This is a genomic window from Maribacter spongiae (genome assembly GCF_047345125.1).
Lineage (GTDB): Bacteria > Bacteroidota > Bacteroidia > Flavobacteriales > Flavobacteriaceae > Maribacter.
Window position 1 is genome coordinate 484,044 of the sequence record NZ_JBLFEQ010000001.1, and the last position, 23,784, is coordinate 507,827.

The following is a 23,784-nucleotide window of genomic DNA, read 5'->3' on the forward strand; positions in this document are numbered from 1 at the left end:
CAATGAGATACCCATACCTTAAAAAACATATTAAATTAAACTAGGGAAGGTGGTCCTCTGTGGGAAAAGGAAGATAGGTGAAAATCGTGTCCCAATTTTAAGCTGTAGCCACGTACTGCAGAACACTTTTCATAACCTGTTATAATAAAACCATAATGGGCATCTGTCCCACCAACAACAAAATTATCGGAACCGAATAAACGTTTTACATCTTGGTGGGCTATAAGAACATTTTCTACGGGAATGGAATTATGGGAGTGTCCTTCGAGGAAATGGTGTAAAAAATCCAGACCATTATGTTCGTGCTTGTCATCACCCTGATCATGTTTTTCCGTATGGGTCGTAAGATGATGATCGTGTTCCGAAACTTCATCAAAAATGATTTCGGCAACATCATGCCCATGATGTATATGGGGCAAAATAGAATGAAATATAGTTAAGCTAAAAATGCTTAATAATACAACAGGTGCTATTTTTCTGATGAAGTCCACGAAGCAAATTTATGAAATTTATATCAAACTATGTATGAGCATTTTAGTTTATAGGATGCGATTCCATATATGTTCGAATAATTTTTAGAAGAATTCCAATAACTATGGGAATCAGCAAGATATATTGAAAGTTGTAATGCCATATTCGTTAACCTAACCGGGCCTGCCAAGTATTAATTCTGGTTATTTTATGCAGAATGTTTATAGAATAGATGTTTGCTTTTCGTGAAAAGAGCATGTAGGGCTTAATCATCGGATGGGTTTGGAAAAGAGAAATATATGTGTCAAGCATGGAAAGAATTATCTTAATACATAAAAAAATAAAATAGTATCTTTCCTACTTGATTTGGAATAACCCGTCCTCTTTTATAGGAGGTGATTTCAAAATTATTATATGAATAAGAGTATGGTCGAACCATCGGTTCCATTACGAAAACCGCACCATACTGTGTTAATTCGAAATTTGTAGATTTTCTATGGCTCCCCCACTCTTTCCATGGTATATGATGCCGATGATGTTAGTATTTAAAGATGTACGTATCCAACACATTGGTTTAAGATGATGACCTCTAAAGGATACACGATGTTATTTGAAAAAACAATTCAATGATCGAATGAGAGGCCATGTTACGAAAACCATGTTAAATGGGAAAAACAGCAGCATTTTGAGACTTGTCATTACCGATAATTCAGTAGGGTTCAAATTTCTTTTGGTCTAACCAATGGTGAGGTTTCTCTATATTTTAAGTGTATTGATGCTGACCTTGTCCGTAAACGGATTACATGGTCAAAATATAAAGATCGAACATTTATTGATCGAGGAAGGACTTTCCCGGATTAAATGTATCACAAGGGACAGGGAAGGATTTATGTGGTTTGGCAGTTTTCATGGCCTATATAGATATGATGGGCATCATTTTAAAACCTTTAAACATAACCCGAACGATTCCATATCCATCAGTGGGAACAACATCAAATGTTTGTATGAGGATAAGCAGGGGTACCTATGGGTTGGTACGGATAGTAAAGGGCTGAATAGGTTTGATCCTAGAACGGCCACTTTTACACAAGGCCCAAAATCAAGTTCTTTTCCAGAACCATTGCGTATGGGAACGATTGCGACCGTATATGAAGATCACAAAGGAAAATTATGGGTGGGAACCATTGGAGACGGACTATTTCTTTTGGATGAAAAAAGAAAAGTGATCGCACATTTCCGGCATGACTCGAACAATCCAAATAGTATTGATAGTGATGATGTTTTTTCAATTATTGAGGACGAATATCGACAAATATGGATTACGACCAATTTTGGTGCATTAAATCGATATGATCCAAAAAAACAGGGATTTGAAAGTTTTGTTTATAATCCGGTCGATTATATGGCAGTGGCCAAAGGTCAAGTACTGATCAATGACCCTTTAGGGAATATCTGGATTGGAACGGAAGGGGACGGCCTATATCAATTTAATCAAAAAACGGAACAATTTGTTCATTATGTTTATACAGGGGAGGCCAATAGTATAAGTAGTTCGGTCATAAAAGACCTAAAAATAAGTTTTGACCGGCAGCATTTGTGGATTGCTACCGATGGGGGTGGTCTAAGTTTAATGGATTTGGAAACAAAAGTATTCCAGCATTTTAAATATGATAACACGGATAAGAATTCTCTATATAAAAATTCAATTTATTGCATATACATTGACAATTATGACCGGACATGGTTGGGGGTGGGAGACGGTGATATCAATATTATTAAGAAAAGTGAATTTAAACACTACCGCTCTTCCACTTCCCAAAAATACAATCTAAGTACGGACAGGGTTATCTCATTGCTCAAAAGTTCCAATGATGATTTGATTTGGACGGGGATCGGAGGTAAAGGAATGGACACGTTAAAATTGTCAAACAATAAATTTGGTCATGTTGATTTGAACGACCCCCTATATGACAATCTAAGTAAGACGATCATCACTTCCTTAATGGAAGACCGGAACGGTGACATTTGGATGGCCTATTCACTAGAGGGGATCGACTTGTTCAACAGAAAAGAAAACAACATTGTCCATTATGAAAATAATGGCAGTCCAAAAGGATTGAACCATGACAATGTTAGGGATGTTATTGAGGGAGGGGAAGGGAAGATATGGATTGCCACAGATGGTGGTGGATTGAATGTACTCGACCGGGAGACCGATACCTTTGAACATTTCTCGCCCGACAAAGCCAATTCTGGGGCCAATAGGTTATTTGATATATGTGAAGATACCAAGGGTAATATCTGGGCAGGAACATTAGGGTCGGGATTGTATAGGTTTAATAAGAAAGAAAAACATTTTGATCACCATACCCTCGATGGGGCAAGGATCTTTGATATAGCCAACGGCAGTTCCCAAGATTTATGGGTGGGTACAGAGGGGAGGGGTCTTTTTCGATTGGATTTGGCAACAGGTTCCACAACTCAATTTGTAGAAGGTAGTGGTCTGCCCAGCAATGCGGTTTACGGTATTTTATTGGACAACGAAAAAAAGGTTTGGATAAGTACCAATAAAGGTATTGCAAAGTTGGATCCCGATACGGGAAGTATCAATAGTTATAATACCTTCGATGATTTGCCCACTAATGATTTTACCGGAGGGGCCATTTGTAAAACCGATGATGGAACCCTGTATTTTGGATGTAAAAGAGGGGTTGTTTCCTTTCATCCAAAAAATCTTAGCCAAGACACGACTTCTGTTGAAGTATCGTTCACCACGTTTAAATTGTTCAATCAGGAGGTTGTCCCGGGCAAGTCGTTTAAAGGAACAATAGTGTTGGATAAATCAATTGGTCATACTTCCGAAATTGCGTTACCCTATCAATTGAATAATTTTTCGATTGAGTTTGCAGCACCCAAATATCCTTATTCAGGAAAAGTCCAATACCGCTACAAATTGCAGGGGGTTGATGAGGAATGGGTCAAAGCAGGGTCATTCACCGGTACCGGTACCTATTCAAACCTAAGTGAAGGAAATTATCAACTTCAAGTAGCGGGATCCGATCGCCATGGTGTTTGGAAGAAGCCAAAGACATTGTACATAAAAATACGCCCCCCTATTTGGCGGACACCATGGGCCTATGCAAGTTACCTATTATTAATTACGGGAGTATGGTATACGATCTATAGGATTAAGCTTAAACAGGTGAGGTTGGTCAATCAATTGGACATTGAACAGATCAAACATCAAAAGGACAATGAATTACATCTTTTAAAAATTGGTTTTTTTACGAACATTTCACATGAATTGCGTACCTCATTGATGTTGATGTTGGGGCCTTTGGAAAAATTGATGAATACCCCTGAAATTACCAAGGAACAAGTGCAGAACCGTCTTCTGACCATTCAAAAAAGCAGCCAGAGGTTACATCGTTTGATCAATCAATTGCTGGACCTGCGAAAGCTGGAGACAAAAAATATGAAATTGCAGGTTGCACAAGGGGACATTGTCGGTTTTATAAAAGAAGTGTATACCACTTTCAAAGAATCTGCCCAAGAAAACAATATTGCTTTTACGATCCGTACAGATGCAGGTTCGGTCATGGGGTGGTATGATCGATCAAAATTGGAGGTTATATTGTTCAACCTACTTTCCAATGCGTTCAAGTTTACCAAGTCCGGTGATTCCATTACCATGAATGTAGACATCATAGAAGCAGGGGAAAAGATGCGAATTATCGTTCGGGATAGTGGAAAAGGAATTCCTGAAGACAGCTTGTCACATATCTTTGAGTCTTTTTATCAGGTGAAGGGTCAGGGCAATACATTTGGCGGAAATGGCTCGGGAATAGGGCTTGCACTTACCAAAAATTTGGTTGACCTATACCGGGGAACGATTACCGTAGAGAGTGAGGAAGGCAAAGGCAGTCGTTTTCTGGTAAAATTGCCTTTTAAAAAAGAGCATTTTGGGAAGGAAGAACTGGTTACGGCTACTATAAAAAGTGAAAGACCGGTTCGGCCCATTGTATTGCTACCTTCTACAAAAAAGCCGATTCTTTCCAGGAAGAATCGACAGAATTCGAAAAATACCCAACAATTGCTGATTGTAGAAGATAATGATGAATTGCGATCTTATCTGGTCGATTCCATGTTAGAGCACTATTCGGTAAAAGAGGCGATACATGGAAAACAAGCTTTTGAATTGGCCATCGCCGATGTCCCTGATATTATTATCAGTGACGTAATGATGCCGGAATTGGATGGTATAGAATTATGCCGATTGCTCAAACAAGATGAGCGGACCAGCCATATTCCATTGATTTTGTTGACCGCACGTACCAGTGAGACATATCATTTACAAGGATTGGAGTATGGTGCGGACGATTATATCACCAAGCCTTTTGGTTTTCAACTTTTAAAGGCAAAAGTTGAAAATCTGCTTGCAAAACAGGCTCGATTGAAGGAAAAATTTGCAAGAAAAGGTCTTTTGCAACCCGAAAGGCTGGCCCATAATAAAACGGACGAGCTGTTTATAAAAAAGATTACCCAAATCATTGAAAAACAATTGGACAACCCAAATCTCAGTGTGAAGGATATTGCAGGGGCCATTGGAATGAGCCATTCGGTTTTGTACCGTAAAATGGTGGCCATTTCGGGAAAATCGGTCAATGAGTTTATTCGAACATTTCGACTGGAAAAGGCAAAAAAAATACTAGTGGAGAGTGATTTTTCAATAAGTGAAATTGGAGATGCAACTGGGTTTTCCAATGTCCATTATTTTAGCAAATGCTTTAAATCTGAATTTGGCGAGAGTCCCAGTAAATATAGAAAACGATTATCCAAACATATTTGAATTATTATACCCTCCACTTTTAGGGACTAATGGGCGTACTCAAACCAGAAAAAGATAATTTTATTTTTTTTAGGGATTTAGTAGAAAATGTAAAGAATAGGTCCAAAGTGTGGTAAAAAACAAATAATTATAAAAAAATGCTGAATAACTACAAAAATAAGACATTGAATATTGCTAATTTTATAATTGCGACTAAACAGTATATTTTATGAAAAAAAACTACTACAATGAAATAATTGGAATTAAACGAATAAAGCTTCGAAGCTTATGCTTTTTGGCTTTTATATGCTTGGCCATATCACAGCTCAATGCACAAACGGCCCCCTTTCAAATGCCTTCAAATAATAATGAAGGGGCTATTTATGACAATATTGATTTTTACAATTTTTCCACCGTGGCGTTTGATAGTCAAAACCGTCCTTATGGATTCAATATGCATGAGGAATTTGGGTATGTCCGCACTCTGCGCAATGGGGTTTGGGTAGAGATTAATTATTTGGATGACCTTCAGGCACATCACCCTGGTTTATCCATAACCAGTCGTGCCCTTACCAATGGACATCACCCGGCGAGGATATCGATTACCTCGGACGATCATTTGTATATTACGATGGAGTATAATACTTCTGGGGATGATTATTGGGCCATACTCTATTTAGATGATCTGGATTCCGATGATTTTCAGATCAGAACATACCCGAGAGCTACTACACCAGTGGTGAATGTAGAAGAGTTTACGGGACATAATCTTAAAAATGGAGAGACCCCGGCCATTCTTGTGACGGAAGTAGGTGCATCATTGGAAGAGTTAGGTTGGCCCGCTCCAACAGTGAGTTGGTCCACAGGTATAGTTCATGTTATAAAACTGGTTATTCCCTATCGTAATTCCAATGGTACATTATCGTTCAATACCACGCTTGTTGGAACTAAGCTTGGGGCCACTACCATACATTCCGGGGGGGATGCGACTATGGCCACAATAGGGAACAAGACGTACTTTACCTATTCTGGCTTTGATGAAGCCAGGATTGAGAATGAGGGTGCAAGGGACAATGTGAACTGGGGCTATTTGGCGGAGGCAACACGTCCTTCGTCAGCATCAGGGAATACTACATTTACTTCACGGTTTATGGGAGTACAGTCTGTTTATGGCCATATAGATTCCCATAGCCAGGGAGGAGTGGTATTGGATGCCACAGGTAGACTGCATTACCTTCCAGGTAATCATGCCGAAGAAGATGAATATTGGCGCACAACCCGTGACGTCAATGACCCATCATTCAACTTTTCAACCGATTGGACACAATATGGTACGACCACCAATGATGGAGATTTTAGTTATGATACGCCTGTCATAGATGATAACAATACCATCCATGTCGCTTACAGGCAAAGAAATGGTGGTGCGAATAGGGGGTTGTACGTAAAAACAGGGTCTGTCAATACAACCAACTGGGGTACAAACTTGGGTAGTCTGATTGTTAGGCCTCCTGCTCCCTGGAGTTCTGACGGACAGTACATCATCCATTATCACAGGTTGGTTATGGATCGGGCAAGTAACGTACATTTAAGTAGTGGTTTCTTTGAATTTGGATCGGGCGAAAATGGGGAGTATCCACGTATAAATGCCTATAGACCAAATGGCAATGGTGCCTGGGAAATGCCTGATCGTTATACCTATTTAGAAAATATCATTAATGGTAAAACAGTACAGCAACTTTCTTTTTCTATTGGTAATCAAAGCCTTGAAAATTCACCAATAACATTAAATGGTACGGATAATTCAACAGGGTTACCTATTAGCTATGAGATAGTGAGCGGTCCTGCAACAATCAGTGGAAACTCTTTAACATTAACAGGAACTGGAGAAGTGACGATTAAAGCTGGCAATTCTGGAAACTCAACATATTATGGAGACGAAGTCACACAAAAATTTCAGGTGATAGACGGATCACAAGTATTTGCCGAAGCTGATGCTTATGTAAGGGATGGAGGTTCTGCCAATACAAATTTTGGTAATGATACAGGATTGGTAGTTAAAAACGATAATACTGGTTTTAACCGTCAGGCGTATTTTCGTTTTGATCTTTCGGGTGTTTCAGGAACGATCAATAGTGCTAAATTGAGATTAGTACCCAGTGGCAGTGGTACGGGCGTTGGTTCTACCACCATTCAAACAAAGTTTGTGAGCGATGATTCATGGTCTGAAGCAGGAATTACCTGGAATAATAAACCAACTGGAGGCAGTGTGCTTTCTGGTCAAACAGGAAGTGCCAACCCTACCGAATGGGATATTACATCGCAAGTTCAAACTGAGCAATCAGGCGATGGAAAATTGTCACTTTTATTAGAATCAACAGTTGCAGGAAGCCCTATATTTGTTACCTACAACAGTCGTGAAGCATCAAATTCTTCGGTTAGACCTGTTCTTATAATTGATGTTGGTCAGTCGCCACCGCCACCTCCTCCTACAGGGGATACGGTTGACATATCGGCAGAAGCAGATACCTATGTTCGTAGTGGAGTTCATGGCAATACTAACTTTGGAACGGATGCTTCTTTGATAATCAAGAAGAGCAATACAGGTGATTCCTATAACCGTGAGGCCTATTACCGTTTCGACCTGTCCTCGGTATCGGGAACGATTACCGACGCAAAATTAAGGCTTGTTCCCTCGGGGAATTCATCGAACGTCGGAGCTGCCAGCATCGAGGTCAAGTTCGTGGGTGATGATTCCTGGAGCGAAACGGGAACCACTTGGAATAACAAACCTTCAACAGGGAGCGTGCTGGCGACCCAGTCAGGTAGTGCTTCGACCATGGAGTGGGACGTTACCTCCCAAGTACAAACTGAAAATTCTGGAGATGGCAAATTTTCAGTGAACATAAATGCCGCCGTAAATAATGGCCAATGGATACATTATCATAGTAGGGAGGCTTCGAATACCTCGCTGCGCCCGGTCCTAGTCGTTACCACGAGCTCCCAAAGCACCGTGACCAGTTCGATTTCGTCATCGGCGGATTCCTATATCCGCAGTGGTTCGTACGGGAACGATAATTACGGGAACGATACGGCATTGATAGTCAAGAGGAGCAACACGGGGGATTCCTACAGTCGCGAGGCCTATTACCGTTTCGATCTGTCCACGGTCTCGGGGACGATTACGGAGGCCAAACTTAAACTGGTCCCCTCTGGCAGCTCTGGCAATGTTGGGGCCATAGGCGTGGACGTGAAGTTTGTAAGCGACGATTCCTGGAACGAGACGGGGATCACTTGGAACAACAGACCGACCGCAGGTTCTGTAGTTTCCAGTCAGGCGGGCAGTGCCTCGGCCACGGAGTGGGACGTTACCTCCCAGGCACAGACGGAGAAGTCCGGGGACGGCCAGCTATCCTTGAACATATCCGCCACGATAAACAATGGCCAATGGGTACATTACTATAGCAAAGAGGCTTCCAATTCAGCGGACAGGCCGGTATTGGTCGTGACCACTACCGGAGGGGGTGCATCAAATTTAAGCATGATATCGGAAGATGTGGCGGTGGCCGAACTTCCTGAAATAGAGGTCCAGGACAGTACCACGGTTCATCCGAACCCTTTTATCAATTGGATCCGGATTGCCTCCCCCAATGGTATACGGGGCTATCGTTTATACAGTACAACAGGGATGCTCCTGCTGTCCATGGATAATATAAGGGACAATGAAGCAGAGGTAGATACCGCATCGCTTACCAAAGGGGTTTATATCCTTAAGGTTTTAGGAAGTGACGGATCGGTCAGTGATTTTAAAATTGTTAAATAAGTTGAAATGAAATAGTATTTATAAATAGATTACTTTTTTAGCAATAATCTTTAATCAGAAAGGATTCACCGATACATTTTGTATCGGGTTTTCTTTTTTTATAATGAAATACCAGTTACCACCCTCATATGCAAAAATCTAAATAACTGAACCTTGGTTGTAAAAACAAAATAGCTATTGCAGAATATTTGTTGATGATTCCTTTCTGTACATGAATCATCAATAAATATTCAACTTTTCTTTACAATCTATAAGTGACTAATAATTACAAATATTTTATAATGTAATTATTTGCTTTTAACATCTTATCTTGAATGGAAATAAGCAACTAGAGCCTTGTCAAGATTAAGATAAGTTTGTGAGCCGTTACAATAGCTTTAAAACGAAAAACCAATACCTTATGAAACAACAAACTACAATTAATTTTTTTACGATTACGATCTTGGCTTTACTGTTGACAACGGTGGCTCAAGCTCAGGATCTTCCTATGGTAAAGCATGTAGACGATTTGCCATTTTATGTGCCTCCAAGAATCTTTCCTGATGATGGAGACTCCCAAGATTTAATTAATTATCCGGGAACGGATTATCCTGGCTCTACACAAATGGCATTCGATAGCCAAAATCGACCTTATCTTTATAATGAGAGAACGAAGAAATATGCAGGAAAAATACAGACACTTCGAAATGGAATATGGAAAGAAATTGATTTCACGGCCTATGTTAATGATGTCCTGACTGACCAATATGGTGCCCCTAACGGGTTCGACTACCGTCCGGATCTTTATTCCCATGCAGTCAGTTCAATGCACATTGATGATGAAAATTCATTGTATTTGGTGTTAATTATCCATGATGCGGTTCATCTTCCTGATGAAAACCCAACAACTGCTGGAAATTATATATTATTATATAGTCCGGATATTACTGTTACTAATCCCACTTTTACAACATACAAGATTGCCAATTCATCTAAATCCTTTACTGGTTTTGTAGAGGTGAAAACAGGTTATAATGATACTTCTGTGCCTCCAGCAATAGGAGTTTATAATGATGATGGAATTGATTTGCCTTGTCCAGGGTGTTCGTACAAAAAATTAGTGAGTTTTGAATTATATGTTCCAACTAAGGATGCCAACAAAAACCTGATTTTAGGAGACAGGATATTATTGGATGATAAAGCCGTAGGTTTATTGACACATTCTGGAGGGCGTGCTTGGGCCGCTTCTAAAAATGGTAAAATATTTGTAGGTTGGCAAAGTGGGGTTCTTCCTAATACAACAACTGGTGCAAATGCTTATTGGATAGCTGAAGTAGACAGAAGCACCCGACAGCTTGAAAAAAAATATCTCGGTATTGGAGAAGGGTTTGCTCCTCCCAGTATACCACCTGATAACCATAACTTTGCAACAGTTTCCATTGACGCCCAAGGGTATTTACATTATATAAAAGGTAGTCATGGACCTGGTCAAAGTATTGATTTTCAATATGGGCGCTCTCCAAATCCGTATTCAATCAATGGTAATTGGACTTTCCATGATTGGGAATCTAGTGATGCCACCTATAATTCAACTGTTGTAACTACCAATAATAAAATAATCAGTACTGCTCGCCGAAAATGGCAATGGATGGCGTTTTCGACCAAACCTACAACGAACGGAAACAATGATTGGACGGAATGGAAAAGCGTGTTCTCTACAGATCTTCCTTTTGGAAATCAGTCGGGAGGTACCTTATATAATGCTCCTACGCAAAGAGAAGTTGTAGATAAAAATGGCGACGTTTACTACCTGGCATGTTTGAGGAATTTTGATTTTGCTACTGAAAAGGAATATTTCATGCCACAAACAACAGTTTCCTTTACTGCTGATGTTGATTCGGTTCGAGTTATAACTCGACATGACTATCTTAAGAGAATTATCAATGGTAAATCTGTTCAAAAAATCACTTTTGAGCCATCAGATGGATCTTTGTCAACTTCTCCAGTCACTCTTAATGCTACTACAAATGCATCGGGTCTTCCCATAATATATGAAGTCATCAGTGGTCCGGCAACTGTAAATGGAAATTTATTGACACTTACGGGAATCGGAGAAGTAATGGTAAAAGCAAAGAACTCAGGAAATTCTGTTTATTATGGTGATGAAACGGTAAGTATCGTTCAAATTACCGATGGCTCACAAATATTTGCCGAAGCTGATGCTTATGTACGTAGTGGGTCATATGGTAATGATAACTATGGTAACAGTAGCCCATTGATAATAAAGGCTAGCAATGTGGGAGATTCTTATGCTCGTGAGGCTTATTACCGTTTTGATTTGTCATCTATATCGGGCACAATTACCAATGCCAAATTAAAACTTGTTCCTTCAGGTAGTTCAACCAATGTAGAAGAGGCCAATATTGATGTGAAGTTCGTGAGTAATGACACATGGAGCGAAACGGGCATCACCTGGAATAACAGACCGGCATCAGGCAACTTGTTGGCGACCCAATCGGGTAGCGGTTCAGTTACAGAATGGGATGTGACCTCACAAGTACAAACAGAGTTATTAGGAGATGGTAAGCTATCTGTGCATTTATCGGCTGCTCAAAACAATGGAGAATGGGTGCATTATTACAGTAAAGAAGCTTCAGATTTTTCGGTTCGTCCCGTTTTGGTTTTCTCTACTGACCAAACACCACCACCTGTAGGTATGACAAACGTATCGCCTATAGCAGATTCTTATGTGCGAAACGGAACTTATGCGGACACCAATTTTGGAACCGATGCTGGCCTGACGGTCAAAATAGATGGAGGTTCTTATACCCGTAATACATTTTTGCGTTTCGATCTTTCCTCAATTCCTGAAACGATTGTAGAAGCTACATTGCGGTTGGTGCCTTTAGGTGGTGGTACAACTCCTCAGAATACAAACGTCGAGATTAAATTTGTAAGTGACGATAATTGGAATGAGACAGGCATTACATGGAATACTAAACCGTCCGCAGGTAATGTGTTGGATACCAAAACCGGAAGTTCCTCTGTAACCGAATGGGATGTTACTTTGCAGGCTGAAACTGAACGTTCCAATGATGGATTGTTGTCAATAGCTCTTGAATCTACTGTTATTGGAAGTCAAAATTTTATCACTTATCACAGCAAAGAGGCTCTAGATGTTTCCGTTCGTCCGATTCTGGTCATTAAAACACTTGAACCAAGTACTACTACGACAGCAAATTTGTCGTCAGAAGCAGATTCCTATATCCGTAGTGGATCTTATGGAAGTGATAATTATGGCAATGAGTCAGCATTGATAGTCAAGAAAAGCAATACGGGCGATTCCTACAGTCGTGAGGCTTATTACCGTTTCGATTTGTCCACGGTCTCGGGGACGATTACGGAGGCCAAACTTAAACTGGTCCCCTCTGGTAGCTCTAGTAATATTGGTGCGACCAATATAGATGTAAAGTTTGTAAGCGATGATTCCTGGAACGAGACGGGAATCACCTGGAACAACAGGCCAACCGGAGGTTCTGTACTTTCCAGTCAGGCAGGCAATGCCTCGGCCACGGAGTGGGACCTTACCTCCCAGGCACAGACGGAGAAGTCCGGGGACGGCCAGCTATCCTTGAACATATCCGCCACGATAAACAATGGCCAATGGGTACATTACTATAGCAAGGAGGCCGCCAATGCGTCGGACAGGCCGGTATTGGTCGTGACCACTACCGGAGGGGGTGCATCAAATTTAAGCATGATATCGGAAGATGTGGCGGTGGCCGAACTGCCTGAAATAGAGGTCCAGGGCAGCACCACGGTTCACCCGAACCCCTTTACCAATTGGATCCGGATTGCCTCCCCCAATGGTATACGGGGCTATCGTTTATACAGTACAACAGGGATGCTCTTGCTGTCCATGGATAATATAAGGGACAATGAAGCAGAGGTAGATACCGCATCGCTTACCAAAGGGGTATATATCCTCGAGGTGTTGAACCAAGACGGCTCAACGAGCGATTTTAAGATAATCAAATAATTTGCCCAAGCTGTTATAAAATGTTGGAAGGGGACGGACCTATTTAATGGGGCCTGTCCCGTTCCAGCATTTTTTATGTTTAAAAAGAATATGCTAAACAATTAAGGAATAAGAACGATATTCCTAAAAGAAATTACGATATGACGAAAAATCATCAATAATTGACGGATAATTATAAACGTTCCATATTGCAAATCATTTTTTTTGAATCGAAAATTCATATGAAGTATTTTATTTTCATATAGTATAACAACCGATTGTATAACCAAAAAACAAAAACAATGAAACAACAGACTACGATTAAATTCTTATCGATCCCCATTTTGGCCCTGCTATTGGTGACATCCTTACAGGCCCAAGAACTTCCCTTGGTGAAGCATGTGGACGACCTTCCTTTTTATGTGCCAGCACGGGATATTTCAGATAGGAATTCCCAAACATTGGTTAAATATCCTGGACTGGATTATGTGGGTTCCAACCAAATGGCTTTTGACAGCCAGAACCGCCCTTATTTGTATAATGAGAGGAGTAGCTTACATGCAGGATATTTGCTGACGTTGAGAAATGGTATTTGGACGAAAATTCATTTTCAGAATACTGTAGAGACCCAATTGAAAGCAAATTTTGAGGCTGCTGCTGATTATACCATGTATTGGTCTACTTATGCGCATGCCAACAGTTCTATTCATATTGATGGTGATAACGCCCTCTATATGATGATCTGGGCTAGAGGTGGCCATACCGCCGGTAGGGTTATTTTAGTCTATTCTCCAGATATTACAGTTGTCAACCCTACCTTCACCGTACATAGTTTTGGAGCTACAAGTAGCGCTTATGTTGAAATAAATTCCGGTTTTAACGATGTTTCCGTCCCACCGGCTTTTGGTGTGAACAGTGGCGGTTCTTTTGGTGTATACTTGCCCACTAAAAATAGTGATGGCAGCTTGAACTTAGGTGATTTGATCCACTTAGGAGACGATGCAGTTACAAGGTTTGCGCACTCAGGGGGGCGTTCATGGGGTGTTTCAAAAAATGGTAAAGTATTTGCTTCCTGGCAAGGAGGTGTGATACCGGGAACAACTACTCCTGAGAATGCCTATTGGATAGCGGAGATTGATCGGGCTACAAGAACGGCAACGACCAAATACCTAGGCTTAGGTGAAGGGTTTGCCGCTAAACCCGATGATCACAATTTCTCTACACTTACTATAGATGGCCAAGGCTATTTACATTATATTAAAGGTTCCCATGGCCCGGGCGGCAGTTTGGATTTTCAATATGGACGTTCTCCAAGTCCATATTCCATCAATGGTACATGGAACTTCCATGATTGGGAAGACAGTAATGCTTCTTATAATTCTACGGTAGTAACCACTGATAATAAAATAATTTGTACGGCAAGAAGAACCTGGCAATGGTTAGGGTTTTCTACCAAATCGAACAGTAGTGCTAACGATTGGACAGATTGGAAGAGCCTTTTTTCTACAGACCTTCCTTTTGGAAACCAAGAGGGGGGGGCTTATTACAACGCTCCTGCTCAAAGGGAAGTAGCCGATAGAAGCGGTAATGTTTATTATCAAGCGTGCTTGAGGAATGCAAATACTGCTGACGGTGGTGAATGGTGGGTAGCACAGACCACAATTTCTTTTAATGCGGCAGTTGATTCGGTTCGCATTATGACCCGACATGATTACCTTGAAAGAATCATCAATGGCAAATCCGTTCAGCGAATCACTTTTGAACAGGGAGATGTTGCTTTGTCGAGTTCACCACTTACCCTTAATGCAAGTTCGGATATGGGTCTTCCCATAAACTACGAGGTTATTAGTGGTCCGGCCACTGTGAGCGGAAACGCATTGACGCTTACAGGAATCGGTGAGGTAACCTTAAAAGCAAAGAATACAGGAAATACTACCTATTATGGCGATGAAGTAGTACGGAGCTTTCAGGTAACCGATGGGGTGCAGATACCAGCGGAAGCAGATATCTATGTACGGAGCGGGTCCTATGGGAACGATAATTATGGAACGGATGCTTCTTTGATAATCAAGAAGAGCAATACAGGTGATTCCTATAACCGTGAGGCCTATTACCGTTTCGACCTGTCCTCGGTATCGGGAACGATTACCGACGCAAAATTAAGGCTTGTTCCTTCGGGGAATTCATCGAACGTCGGAGCTGCCAGCATCGAGGTCAAGTTCGTGGGTGATGATTCCTGGAGCGAAACGGGAACCACTTGGAATAACAAACCTTCAACAGGGAGTGTGCTGGCGACCCAGTCAGGTAGTGCTTCGACCATGGAGTGGGACGTTACCTCCCAGGTACAAACTGAAAATTCTGGAGATGGCAAATTTTCAGTGAACATAAATGCCGCCGTAAATAATGGCCAATGGGTGCATTATCATAGTAGGGAGGCTTCGAATACCTCGTTGCGCCCGGTCCTAGTCGTTACCACGAGCTCCCAAAGCACCGTGACCAGTTCGATTTCGTCATCGGCGGATTCCTATATCCGCAGTGGTTCGTACGGGAACGATAATTACGGGAACGATACGGCATTGATAGTCAAGAGGAGCAACACGGGGGATTCCTACAGTCGCGAGGCCTATTACCGTTTCGATCTGTCCACGGTCTCGGGGACGATTACGGAGGCCAAACTTAAACTGGTCCCCTCTGGCAGCTCTGGCAATGTTGGGGCCATAGGCGTGGACGTGAAGTTTGTAAGCGACGATTCCTGGAACGAGACGGGGATCACTTGGAACAACAGACCGACCGCAGGTTCTGTAGTTTCCAGTCAGGCGGGCAGTGCCTCGGCCACGGAGTGGGACGTTACCTCCCAGGCACAGACGGAGAAGTCCGGGGACGGCCAGCTATCCTTGAACATATCCGCCACGGTAAACAATGGCCAATGGGTACATTATTATAGTAAGGAAACTGCCAATTCAGCGGACAGGCCGGTATTGGTCGTGACCACTACCGGAGGGGGTGCATCAAACTTAAAAGCAGTGTTGGATACCCCGTTGATTACCAGTTCGGCGATAAAGGAAGTTACAACAGTTTATCCGAACCCCTTTACCAATTGGATCCAGATCGTTTCACCTAATAAAATCCAGAAATATTGGATATATAGTACAACGGGGGTACTTTTATTGTCTTCGGAAAATGTAAATGGTAATGAGGTCAAGATAGATATGACCTCGCTTACCAAGGGGGTTTATATCCTTAAGGTTTTAGGAAGTGACAGTTCGATAAACGATTTTAAGGTGGTCAAATAATTGTTGAGGTACTAACTTTCTTTAATTCAGATTATATAATGTTGAAACGTGGATTCTTGTCCCGTTTCAACATTATTTTTACATACTTCCAATAAATTCTTCATAGTCCAAGCTATCTATGGGATATAGTTGTTATGTTGATAAGCTCTGTGGTTTGACCAATGTGTTAAAAAAATAGTATAACAATTCTGTACCTCTTCAAAAATAATATCTTGCTTATTTCCTACATGGCACTGTTAGGGCTACTCGGCCCTCATATAAAATACGGGGGATTTTTCATTAAAAATTTTATCTTTGGAAATTTTAGTTTTGCTGAAAACTCAATAAGAGTTGATTGATATTATATTTTTATCAAAAAAATGTCCCATATAGTTTAAATTTGAGAATTTAGTAATATTTCCATATGGCGAAGGAAAATCCGAAGCAATTTTTAAGGGATACTTGCAAGGCTTTTAGTGATAAAGAGTTATTGCTGTTGATGGGGAATGGACGTATGGATGCCTTTGAACAAATTTATGCACGTTATGCTGGTGACATGCTTTTATATGCCATAAATGTTTTAGGTAAAAAAGAGATTTGTGAAGATTTGATACAGAACATTTTTTTAAACCTTTGGCTTAAGAGAAACACTATTGTTATAACCAATCTTTCCGGATATCTTTTTAAGGCCGTTAAATATCAAATTTTCAACCATCTTCGGAACCAAAAAATTTCGTTTGAGAATCTAAAACGATTGGATATCATTGATATTTCCATGAACATATCTAAAAGCATGGAATATGATGAATTGGAAAAGGCCGTAAAGAATTGTGTCACTCAACTTCCAAAAAGATGTCGACAGATTTTTGTGCTGAGTCGATACCAATACAAGACCAATAAAGAAATTGCAGAAGAGTTGGGAATCTCGATTCAGGCGGTCAAAAACCAAATCTCTAAGGCCTTATCCACGATACGACATGATTTACAGGATGATGAGCTCGCCTTTTTCATTCTCTTTTTTTATTGATTTCCATTACCATAAGATATAGTTTATCGATTATTTTCCAATCAGTCATAATTATTGATGATCGACCATCATTATGAGATCGTTTTCTATTGAAGAATACTCCACGTTTGATCAATAATTTTCACATTTTAAAGAAAAACTGACGTTTAACGTGTACCAAACGGCAAATTAGGGTACTTAATACTAGGAACCCCATTATTTTTTAACGCCATCATTGATGAATAAAAAGCAAGCAAAACGACTTTTTGAGAAATACGTAAATAATGAATGTTCAGAAAAAGAGCTCGAATTGTTACATCGATTTTTGGATTCTTATCAAAAAGATGGCAATGCTTGGTCCGTATCGGAATATGGTGATAAAGACGAACTTCTTGAGAAAATGTTTTTAAAAATAAAGGCCGAAGTCCTTTATGGGAAAAAACAGAAAAATCGATCTATATCCTCTTTATTGAAATATGCGGCAATCTTAATTGCTATCATTGGCATTGCAATATTTTTTCAATATAAAAATGATGGAGAAAAATCCCAATTGGTTATTTCCGATGAAGCCATTGTATTGAAACTTGGAAACAACAAGACCAAAGTAATCAGTTCTGACGGTACCGAATTGCTTGTGAATGCAGAAGGTGAGGTAATTGGTTCCCAAAACGGAAATCAACTGACATATACGTCCAATGCCGGGAAAAATGAAGAAGTTGTTTACAATGAGATTGTAATACCCAAAGGCAAAAGGTTCCGATTGACACTTTCAGATGGAACTCTGGTCTATCTTAATGCAGAAACTGTATTGCGATATCCTGAAAATTTCATTGAAGGCAAAGAAAGGAAAGTGTTCTTACATGGGGAAGCCTATTTTGATGTGACCAAGGATACGGCACATCCCTTTGTTGTAAATACGGACGCTATGGGCGTAACGGTCTTGGGAACGGAGTTTAATGTGAATACGTATAAAAAGTCCGAACCTTTTACGGTCTTGGTCGAAGGTAGTGTAAATATGTATTCAAAGAATTCCGATGAAAAGGGCCGTGTTGCTGGTAAAACTACTTTGTTATCCCCTGGGCAAAAGGGATCGTTCGTAGAACGACGTGTGGAAATTACCGAAGTCGATGTGAGTAACTATATCGATTGGCGTGAAGGTAAATTGGCATTTGACGATATGCTTTTTATGGATATTGTGAACAAAATAGAACGGAAATACAATGTCTCCATTGAAAATAAACATACAGAACTTAATGGCTATAGATTCAAAGGGCGATTTGAAGATGAAACGATTATTGACTTAATGGATGTGTTTAAAGAAAGTGTTGGATTTGACTATCAAATTGTAGATAACAAAATAATAATAACTAAACCTTAATGCGTATGGCGTGAAAACTTAAACTAACGAATTAAAAAAAATCGGGAAATGCGGACACATTCCCCGAAATGAATTGATTTTAACCGAAGACTAACTAATTATCAATTAAAACCATTCAAAATTATGGAAAAAAAACAATGGTTTTCCAATAAGAGTTTGGAAAACCTTTCCAAAAAACACCTGAAGATGAAATTATCGTTGCTTTTGTTTGCTTTCGCACTGATGAATCTACAGGCAAACGATATGTATTCACAGAATACCAAGATATCTTTGCAGATCGACAATGAGCCAATAAGCGAGATATTGGAGCATATAGAATCAGAAAGTAAGTTTATCTTTTTTTATAATACCAGCGAAATCGATGTATCCAAAAAAGTGAGCTTGAATGTAGTGAAAACGCCCATCAAGCAAATTTTAGATATCATTTTTAATGATGGGTCGATATCCTATACGGTCTTAAAAAAACAAATTGTACTTAAAAAAAATACTGTTTCTGTTCAGTCCTTAAAAAAAGAACTTAAAGAGGCTAGTATAAATCCTGTACAATTTACACTAACGGGAAGTGTGACCGATGCAGATGGGCAACCGTTGCCCGGTGCCAGTATTATTGAAAAGGGAACTACTAACGGGACTCAGACCGATTTTGATGGTAATTATTCCATTTCCGTTGAAAATGGAAACACTACGTTGGTCGTTTCTTACATTGGTTTTGCTACCAGGGAGGTGTCGGTCAATGGTCAATCCGTCCTTAACATTGCCTTACAAGAAGATACCGCGGCACTGGATGAAGTTGTGGTCGTAGGCTACGGGGTGAAGAAAGTAAAGGATCTTACGGGATCGGTCTCCAGTGTTTCGGGAGCTGATTTTCAAGACAACGCACTTCCCACAGCATCTTTGGCCTTGCAAGGTAGAGCGGCCGGGGTACGTATCGATAGTAATGGAGGGAGACCCGGGAGTGAAGCTACTATAACCATTAGAGGGCAAACGACCCGGAACAACAATACGCCTTTGTTCGTCATTGACGGGCAAATTGTCGATAGTGGTCTAAGTACCTTGAATCCCAATGAAATTGAGTCCATTTCGGTTCTTAAGGATGCTTCCACGGCGGCCATATACGGATCCAGAGCTGCTGCGGGCGTAGTTGTGATTACGACCAAACGTGGTCTTGTGGGCAAAGCTGTGATCGAATATGATACCTATTATACCTTCGATCGTGTTATCAATAAATTAGATGTGTTGAATGCCCAAGAATGGGAAACCATCAATACCGAATATTTTACCAATGCGGGCCAAACTTCAGGCTTGGTCACTCCTGCTGTTAGAGGTGAGACTGACTGGCAAGATCAGGTCTTCAGGACCGGAACCCAGCAAAACCATCATCTATCCGTTAGGGGCGGTAGCGAAAAACATCAATACGCCTTCCATGGAGGGTATTACCACCAAGAAGGGGTTGTAAAAGGTGCTGAATTGGACCGATACAATTTTAGAATGAACAATGATTTTTGGGTAGGAAAGAAATTGAAATTTACCACCAGTATGGACATAAGCTACGCTGAAGCCAACCAGACCGATGATGGTGGGGTGGTATTTTTAGCCTTGCAGAGCCCTCCTAATATAGCTCCTTTTGATAGCAATGGCGACTTGGTCTTTTCGGGCTATACCCGTGAAAACCCATTAGCTGTTTTAAATATAGCTCGTCCAGAAGATGATAATTTACGGGGTTTAGGAAATATATCGGCAGAATATGAAATCATTAAGGGGTTAAAAGCCAGAACCTTTGTAAGTACCGAATTTGTGAATACCTCGTTCAATCGCTTCAATCCTACGGTATTTTATCCACAGGATGCGGTAGGAGCCAACAATCGTGATGTAAACACTTTGGAAACCCGAACTAGAAGAACTTTTGTTTGGACATGGGATAATTTTCTGACCTATAACAGAAATTTTGGTGACCATAATGTCAGTGCCATGTTCGGTCATTCAGCACAAAGTTCAACCTCAAAGAATTGGCGTATAGATGCTCGAAATTTTTTATCCAATATCGGAAACCTACAGTTTGTTGATGCTACTTTGACACCAGATGAGACAAGAGGTTCGGGCAACAAAAGAGAATGGAGTATAGCATCCTTAATAGGGAGTGTATCTTATGGCTATAAGAGTAAATATTTATTGGATGCTAGTTTTAGAAAAGATCGGTCTTCAAGAATACATCCTGATTTTAGGGATGCATTTTTTCCATCGGTATCCGCAGCCTGGGTATTGAGTGATGAATCCTTTTTTGACGTTGGTTTTATCAATCGATTAAAGATAAGGGCCAATTGGGGTAAACTAGGAAATGAAAGGTCTGTAATAAGAGATAGGGGTAGACTTATACCTGTCGACTATCCCTACCAATCTGTATACCAAACAGGGGCAGATGCCATTTTTGGGGGAGCTTTGAATACAGGGGTTTTTTCTCCAAGGGCCGGAAACAATGCTCTGCAATGGGAGACTACGGAGACCAAGGATATTGGATTGGATCTTGATTTGTTTGATAATTCACTATCGCTTACTTCGGCTTTCTTTATCAAAGATACAGACGGTATCCTTTTCTCGCCTGATGCTTCTGCTCTGACAGGAATAGCGGCACCGATTCAAAATACCTCTAATATCCGCAACACAGGTATAGAGTTGGCTTTGACCTACCGTAAGACTTTTGGCGATTTTTCAATGGAGATAAGCCCTAACTATACTTATATCAAAAATGAAATTGTTAGCTTGAGCCCTGCAGAAGATGCTATAGACGCTTCTATTGGAAGATCACGGGTTGGTCGACCACTTTCGACCTTTGATATTGGATATATTGCCGATGGTATATTTCAAAACCAGGCCGAAGTTAATGCCCATGCTACACAAGTGGTCGGTTCAGGGCCTGAAAACAGTACAGCTCCTGGAGATGTACGATTCAAAGATTTGAATGATGACGGTGTTATCAATGCCGCCGATAGGGATTGGATAGGTGTAGGTATTCCACCTCACAATTTTGGACTCAATATTTTTATGAAATATAAAAATTTCGACCTGAACTTATCCGGGACCGGACAGGCAGGAGGTCAGCAGATACGCAGGGGAGGTTTTCATAATTTTGTGCGACCATTTGAAATTGTTGCCGGTTATTTGAGAAATCGTTGGACTGGTGAGGGTACCAGTAACTTATATCCCCGAATCATTGCCGGTGATCCCAACAATAACGAGCGTCTATCAACTTTACAGATAGAATCGACCGATTATCTTAGAATCCAAAACATTCAATTGGGCTATACATTGCCACAGTCCGCATTGGATAAATTGAATCTTTCCAACCTAAGGGTATATGTTGCAGGTCAGAACATTGCCACCTTTACCAACTTTCAGGGATATGATCCACAAACGGGATATGGAGGAACTCCGGTACCCCTATCCGTATACTTAGGTTTAAATGTAAAAATTTAAAAAAAGCGTTATGAAAAAATATATAATTGTACTATTTATTGTTTCCACTGTTTTCTTTGGATGCAGTGATGATTTTTTGGATAAACAGCCCAATGGCCAAATATCCAGTGGAACTTTTTTCCAGACTGGGCAAGATGCTGTTTTGGCCTTGACCGCAGTGTATGATAAAGTGCAGCACTTTAGGGGTCCCATTAATGGCCATGCCTCCAATGCTTGGGACGTGATCGGGTTGGCATGGTCACATGCTTCTATTGAACACCCCGATTTATTGAGCCGTTATGGCGTAATGCGTACCGGTACGGTACAGTCAGATCAATTTGAGATCAACTGGATTTGGGAACAATCCTATATCGGTGTGCGTAGGGCCAATGAAATATTGGTCAACGTACCACCCATTGAAATGGATGAGGCTTTAAAATCCCGTATTTTAGGAGAAGCATACTGTCTTAGGGCATACTTTTATTTTAAAATGTTCGAATGGTGGGGCGGAGTACCAATCGTCGATAAGTTGATAGCAACCCAAGAAGAGACTTTGATTCCACGTGCTACTACAGAAGAAATGTTGGCCTTTATTACAGGAGACCTTCAAGAAGCAGAATCTAGATTGCCACAAAGTTATGGGGCTGCCGATTTAGGTCGAGTGACCCAAGGTACTGCAAAAGTACTTTTGGCCAAGGTCTTGTTATGGCAACAAAACCATCCCCAAGCTTTGTCCAAATTACAAGAGGTGGAAAGTATAGGTTATGCCTTGGTAGATGACTATGCCAGTCTTTTTGATGGTTCCAATGAAAATAGCAGTGAATCGGTTTTTGAAATCCAATTTGAGCCAGTAGCCGGTAAAAAAGAAGGTTCGGCACTTTCCTTGTTCTATGCGCCCAATGGGGAAGGTTTTGTTCCCAATGGAGGTTGGGGTCTTGACAGGCCACTTCAAGATATGGTCGATGAATATGAAACTGGGGATTCCAGATTGCCGGCCAGTGTATTTTCATTGGGAGATACCTTTACAAAAGCCAATGGCGATGTAAGAACTTTTGTAGATCAGGTAAACGGTACTGGTTTTGCCATTCGTAAATATGTGACAGACCCTGCTACAGGTACGACAGATGCCATTGATTATGGCCCTCAGAACTGGCATGAAATACGCTATGCGGAAGTGGTATTGATGTTAGCCGAAGCTTATTTGCAAAATAATCAAAAAGATGAAGCTGTAAATCAAATCAATAGGTTACGAGCTAGACAAAGTGTGGATTTGCCTTTGCTGGATTCAGGGACCATGGATATTCAGGATGCATGGGATGCCTTGATCCATGAATATCGGGTAGAATTTGCCTTTGAGGCACATTTTGGATATGCATTAAGGCGATGGGGATTACACAGAACGTTCTATAACGACAAAGGAGTTCCCAATCAAAAAGATTTGATGCCCATCCCTCAAAAACAGATAGATTTTTCCGAAGGAACATTGGAGCAGAATCCGGAATATCAATAGAATGATCCGAGGAATCAAAAAGTGTATGATGCTTAAATGAAAAACAGTT

Annotated in this window: 9 protein-coding genes; 8 read left to right on the top strand and 1 reads right to left on the bottom strand. The window is 40.7% G+C overall.

The annotated features are described in order from the left end of the window. Window positions 1-35: 35 nt before the first annotated feature. Window positions 36-491: a hypothetical protein gene (locus ACKWB9_RS02290; RefSeq protein ID WP_414001359.1), complete on the bottom strand. Its 456-nt coding sequence runs from the start codon at window positions 489-491 to the stop codon at window positions 36-38. A 722-nt stretch (window positions 492-1,213) separates the two neighbouring features. On the opposite strand from ACKWB9_RS02290, the gene ACKWB9_RS02295 reads away from it, so the two are divergent. The 8 genes from ACKWB9_RS02295 (at window position 1,214) to ACKWB9_RS02330 (ending at window position 23,735) form a co-directional block, all read left to right on the top strand. Beyond that, window positions 1,214-5,320, top strand: a complete 4,107-nt coding sequence (locus ACKWB9_RS02295) for a hybrid sensor histidine kinase/response regulator transcription factor (RefSeq protein ID WP_414001360.1) — start codon at window positions 1,214-1,216, stop codon at window positions 5,318-5,320. Between the two features lie 208 nt (window positions 5,321-5,528). Then, entirely contained in the window at window positions 5,529-9,122 is a 3,594-nt protein-coding gene (locus ACKWB9_RS02300) for a CBM96 family carbohydrate-binding protein (RefSeq protein ID WP_414001361.1), read from the top strand. A 400-nt stretch (window positions 9,123-9,522) separates the two neighbouring features. Continuing rightward, window positions 9,523-13,140 carry a CBM96 family carbohydrate-binding protein gene (locus ACKWB9_RS02305; RefSeq protein WP_414001362.1) on the top strand — a complete coding sequence of 1,206 codons (3,618 nt, stop codon included), beginning with the start codon at window positions 9,523-9,525 and terminating at the stop codon, window positions 13,138-13,140. A gap of 281 nt (window positions 13,141-13,421) precedes the next feature. Continuing rightward, window positions 13,422-16,412 carry a CBM96 family carbohydrate-binding protein gene (locus ACKWB9_RS02310; protein ID WP_414001363.1) on the top strand — a complete coding sequence of 997 codons (2,991 nt, stop codon included), beginning with the start codon at window positions 13,422-13,424 and terminating at the stop codon, window positions 16,410-16,412. A gap of 403 nt (window positions 16,413-16,815) precedes the next feature. Next, the gene (locus tag ACKWB9_RS02315) at window positions 16,816-17,418 is read left to right on the top strand and encodes an RNA polymerase sigma-70 factor (RefSeq protein ID WP_414001364.1); all 603 of its coding nucleotides are present in this window, start codon (window positions 16,816-16,818) and stop codon (window positions 17,416-17,418) included. A 217-nt stretch (window positions 17,419-17,635) separates the two neighbouring features. Further along, window positions 17,636-18,775 carry a FecR family protein gene (locus ACKWB9_RS02320; RefSeq protein ID WP_414001365.1) on the top strand — a complete coding sequence of 380 codons (1,140 nt, stop codon included), beginning with the start codon at window positions 17,636-17,638 and terminating at the stop codon, window positions 18,773-18,775. 123 nt (window positions 18,776-18,898) lie between these two features. After that, entirely contained in the window at window positions 18,899-22,246 is a 3,348-nt protein-coding gene (locus ACKWB9_RS02325; RefSeq protein ID WP_414001366.1) for a TonB-dependent receptor, read from the top strand. A 10-nt stretch (window positions 22,247-22,256) separates the two neighbouring features. After that, window positions 22,257-23,735, top strand: coding sequence for a RagB/SusD family nutrient uptake outer membrane protein (locus ACKWB9_RS02330; protein ID WP_414001367.1), 1,479 nt, complete (start codon window positions 22,257-22,259; stop codon window positions 23,733-23,735). Window positions 23,736-23,784 lie beyond the last annotated feature (49 nt).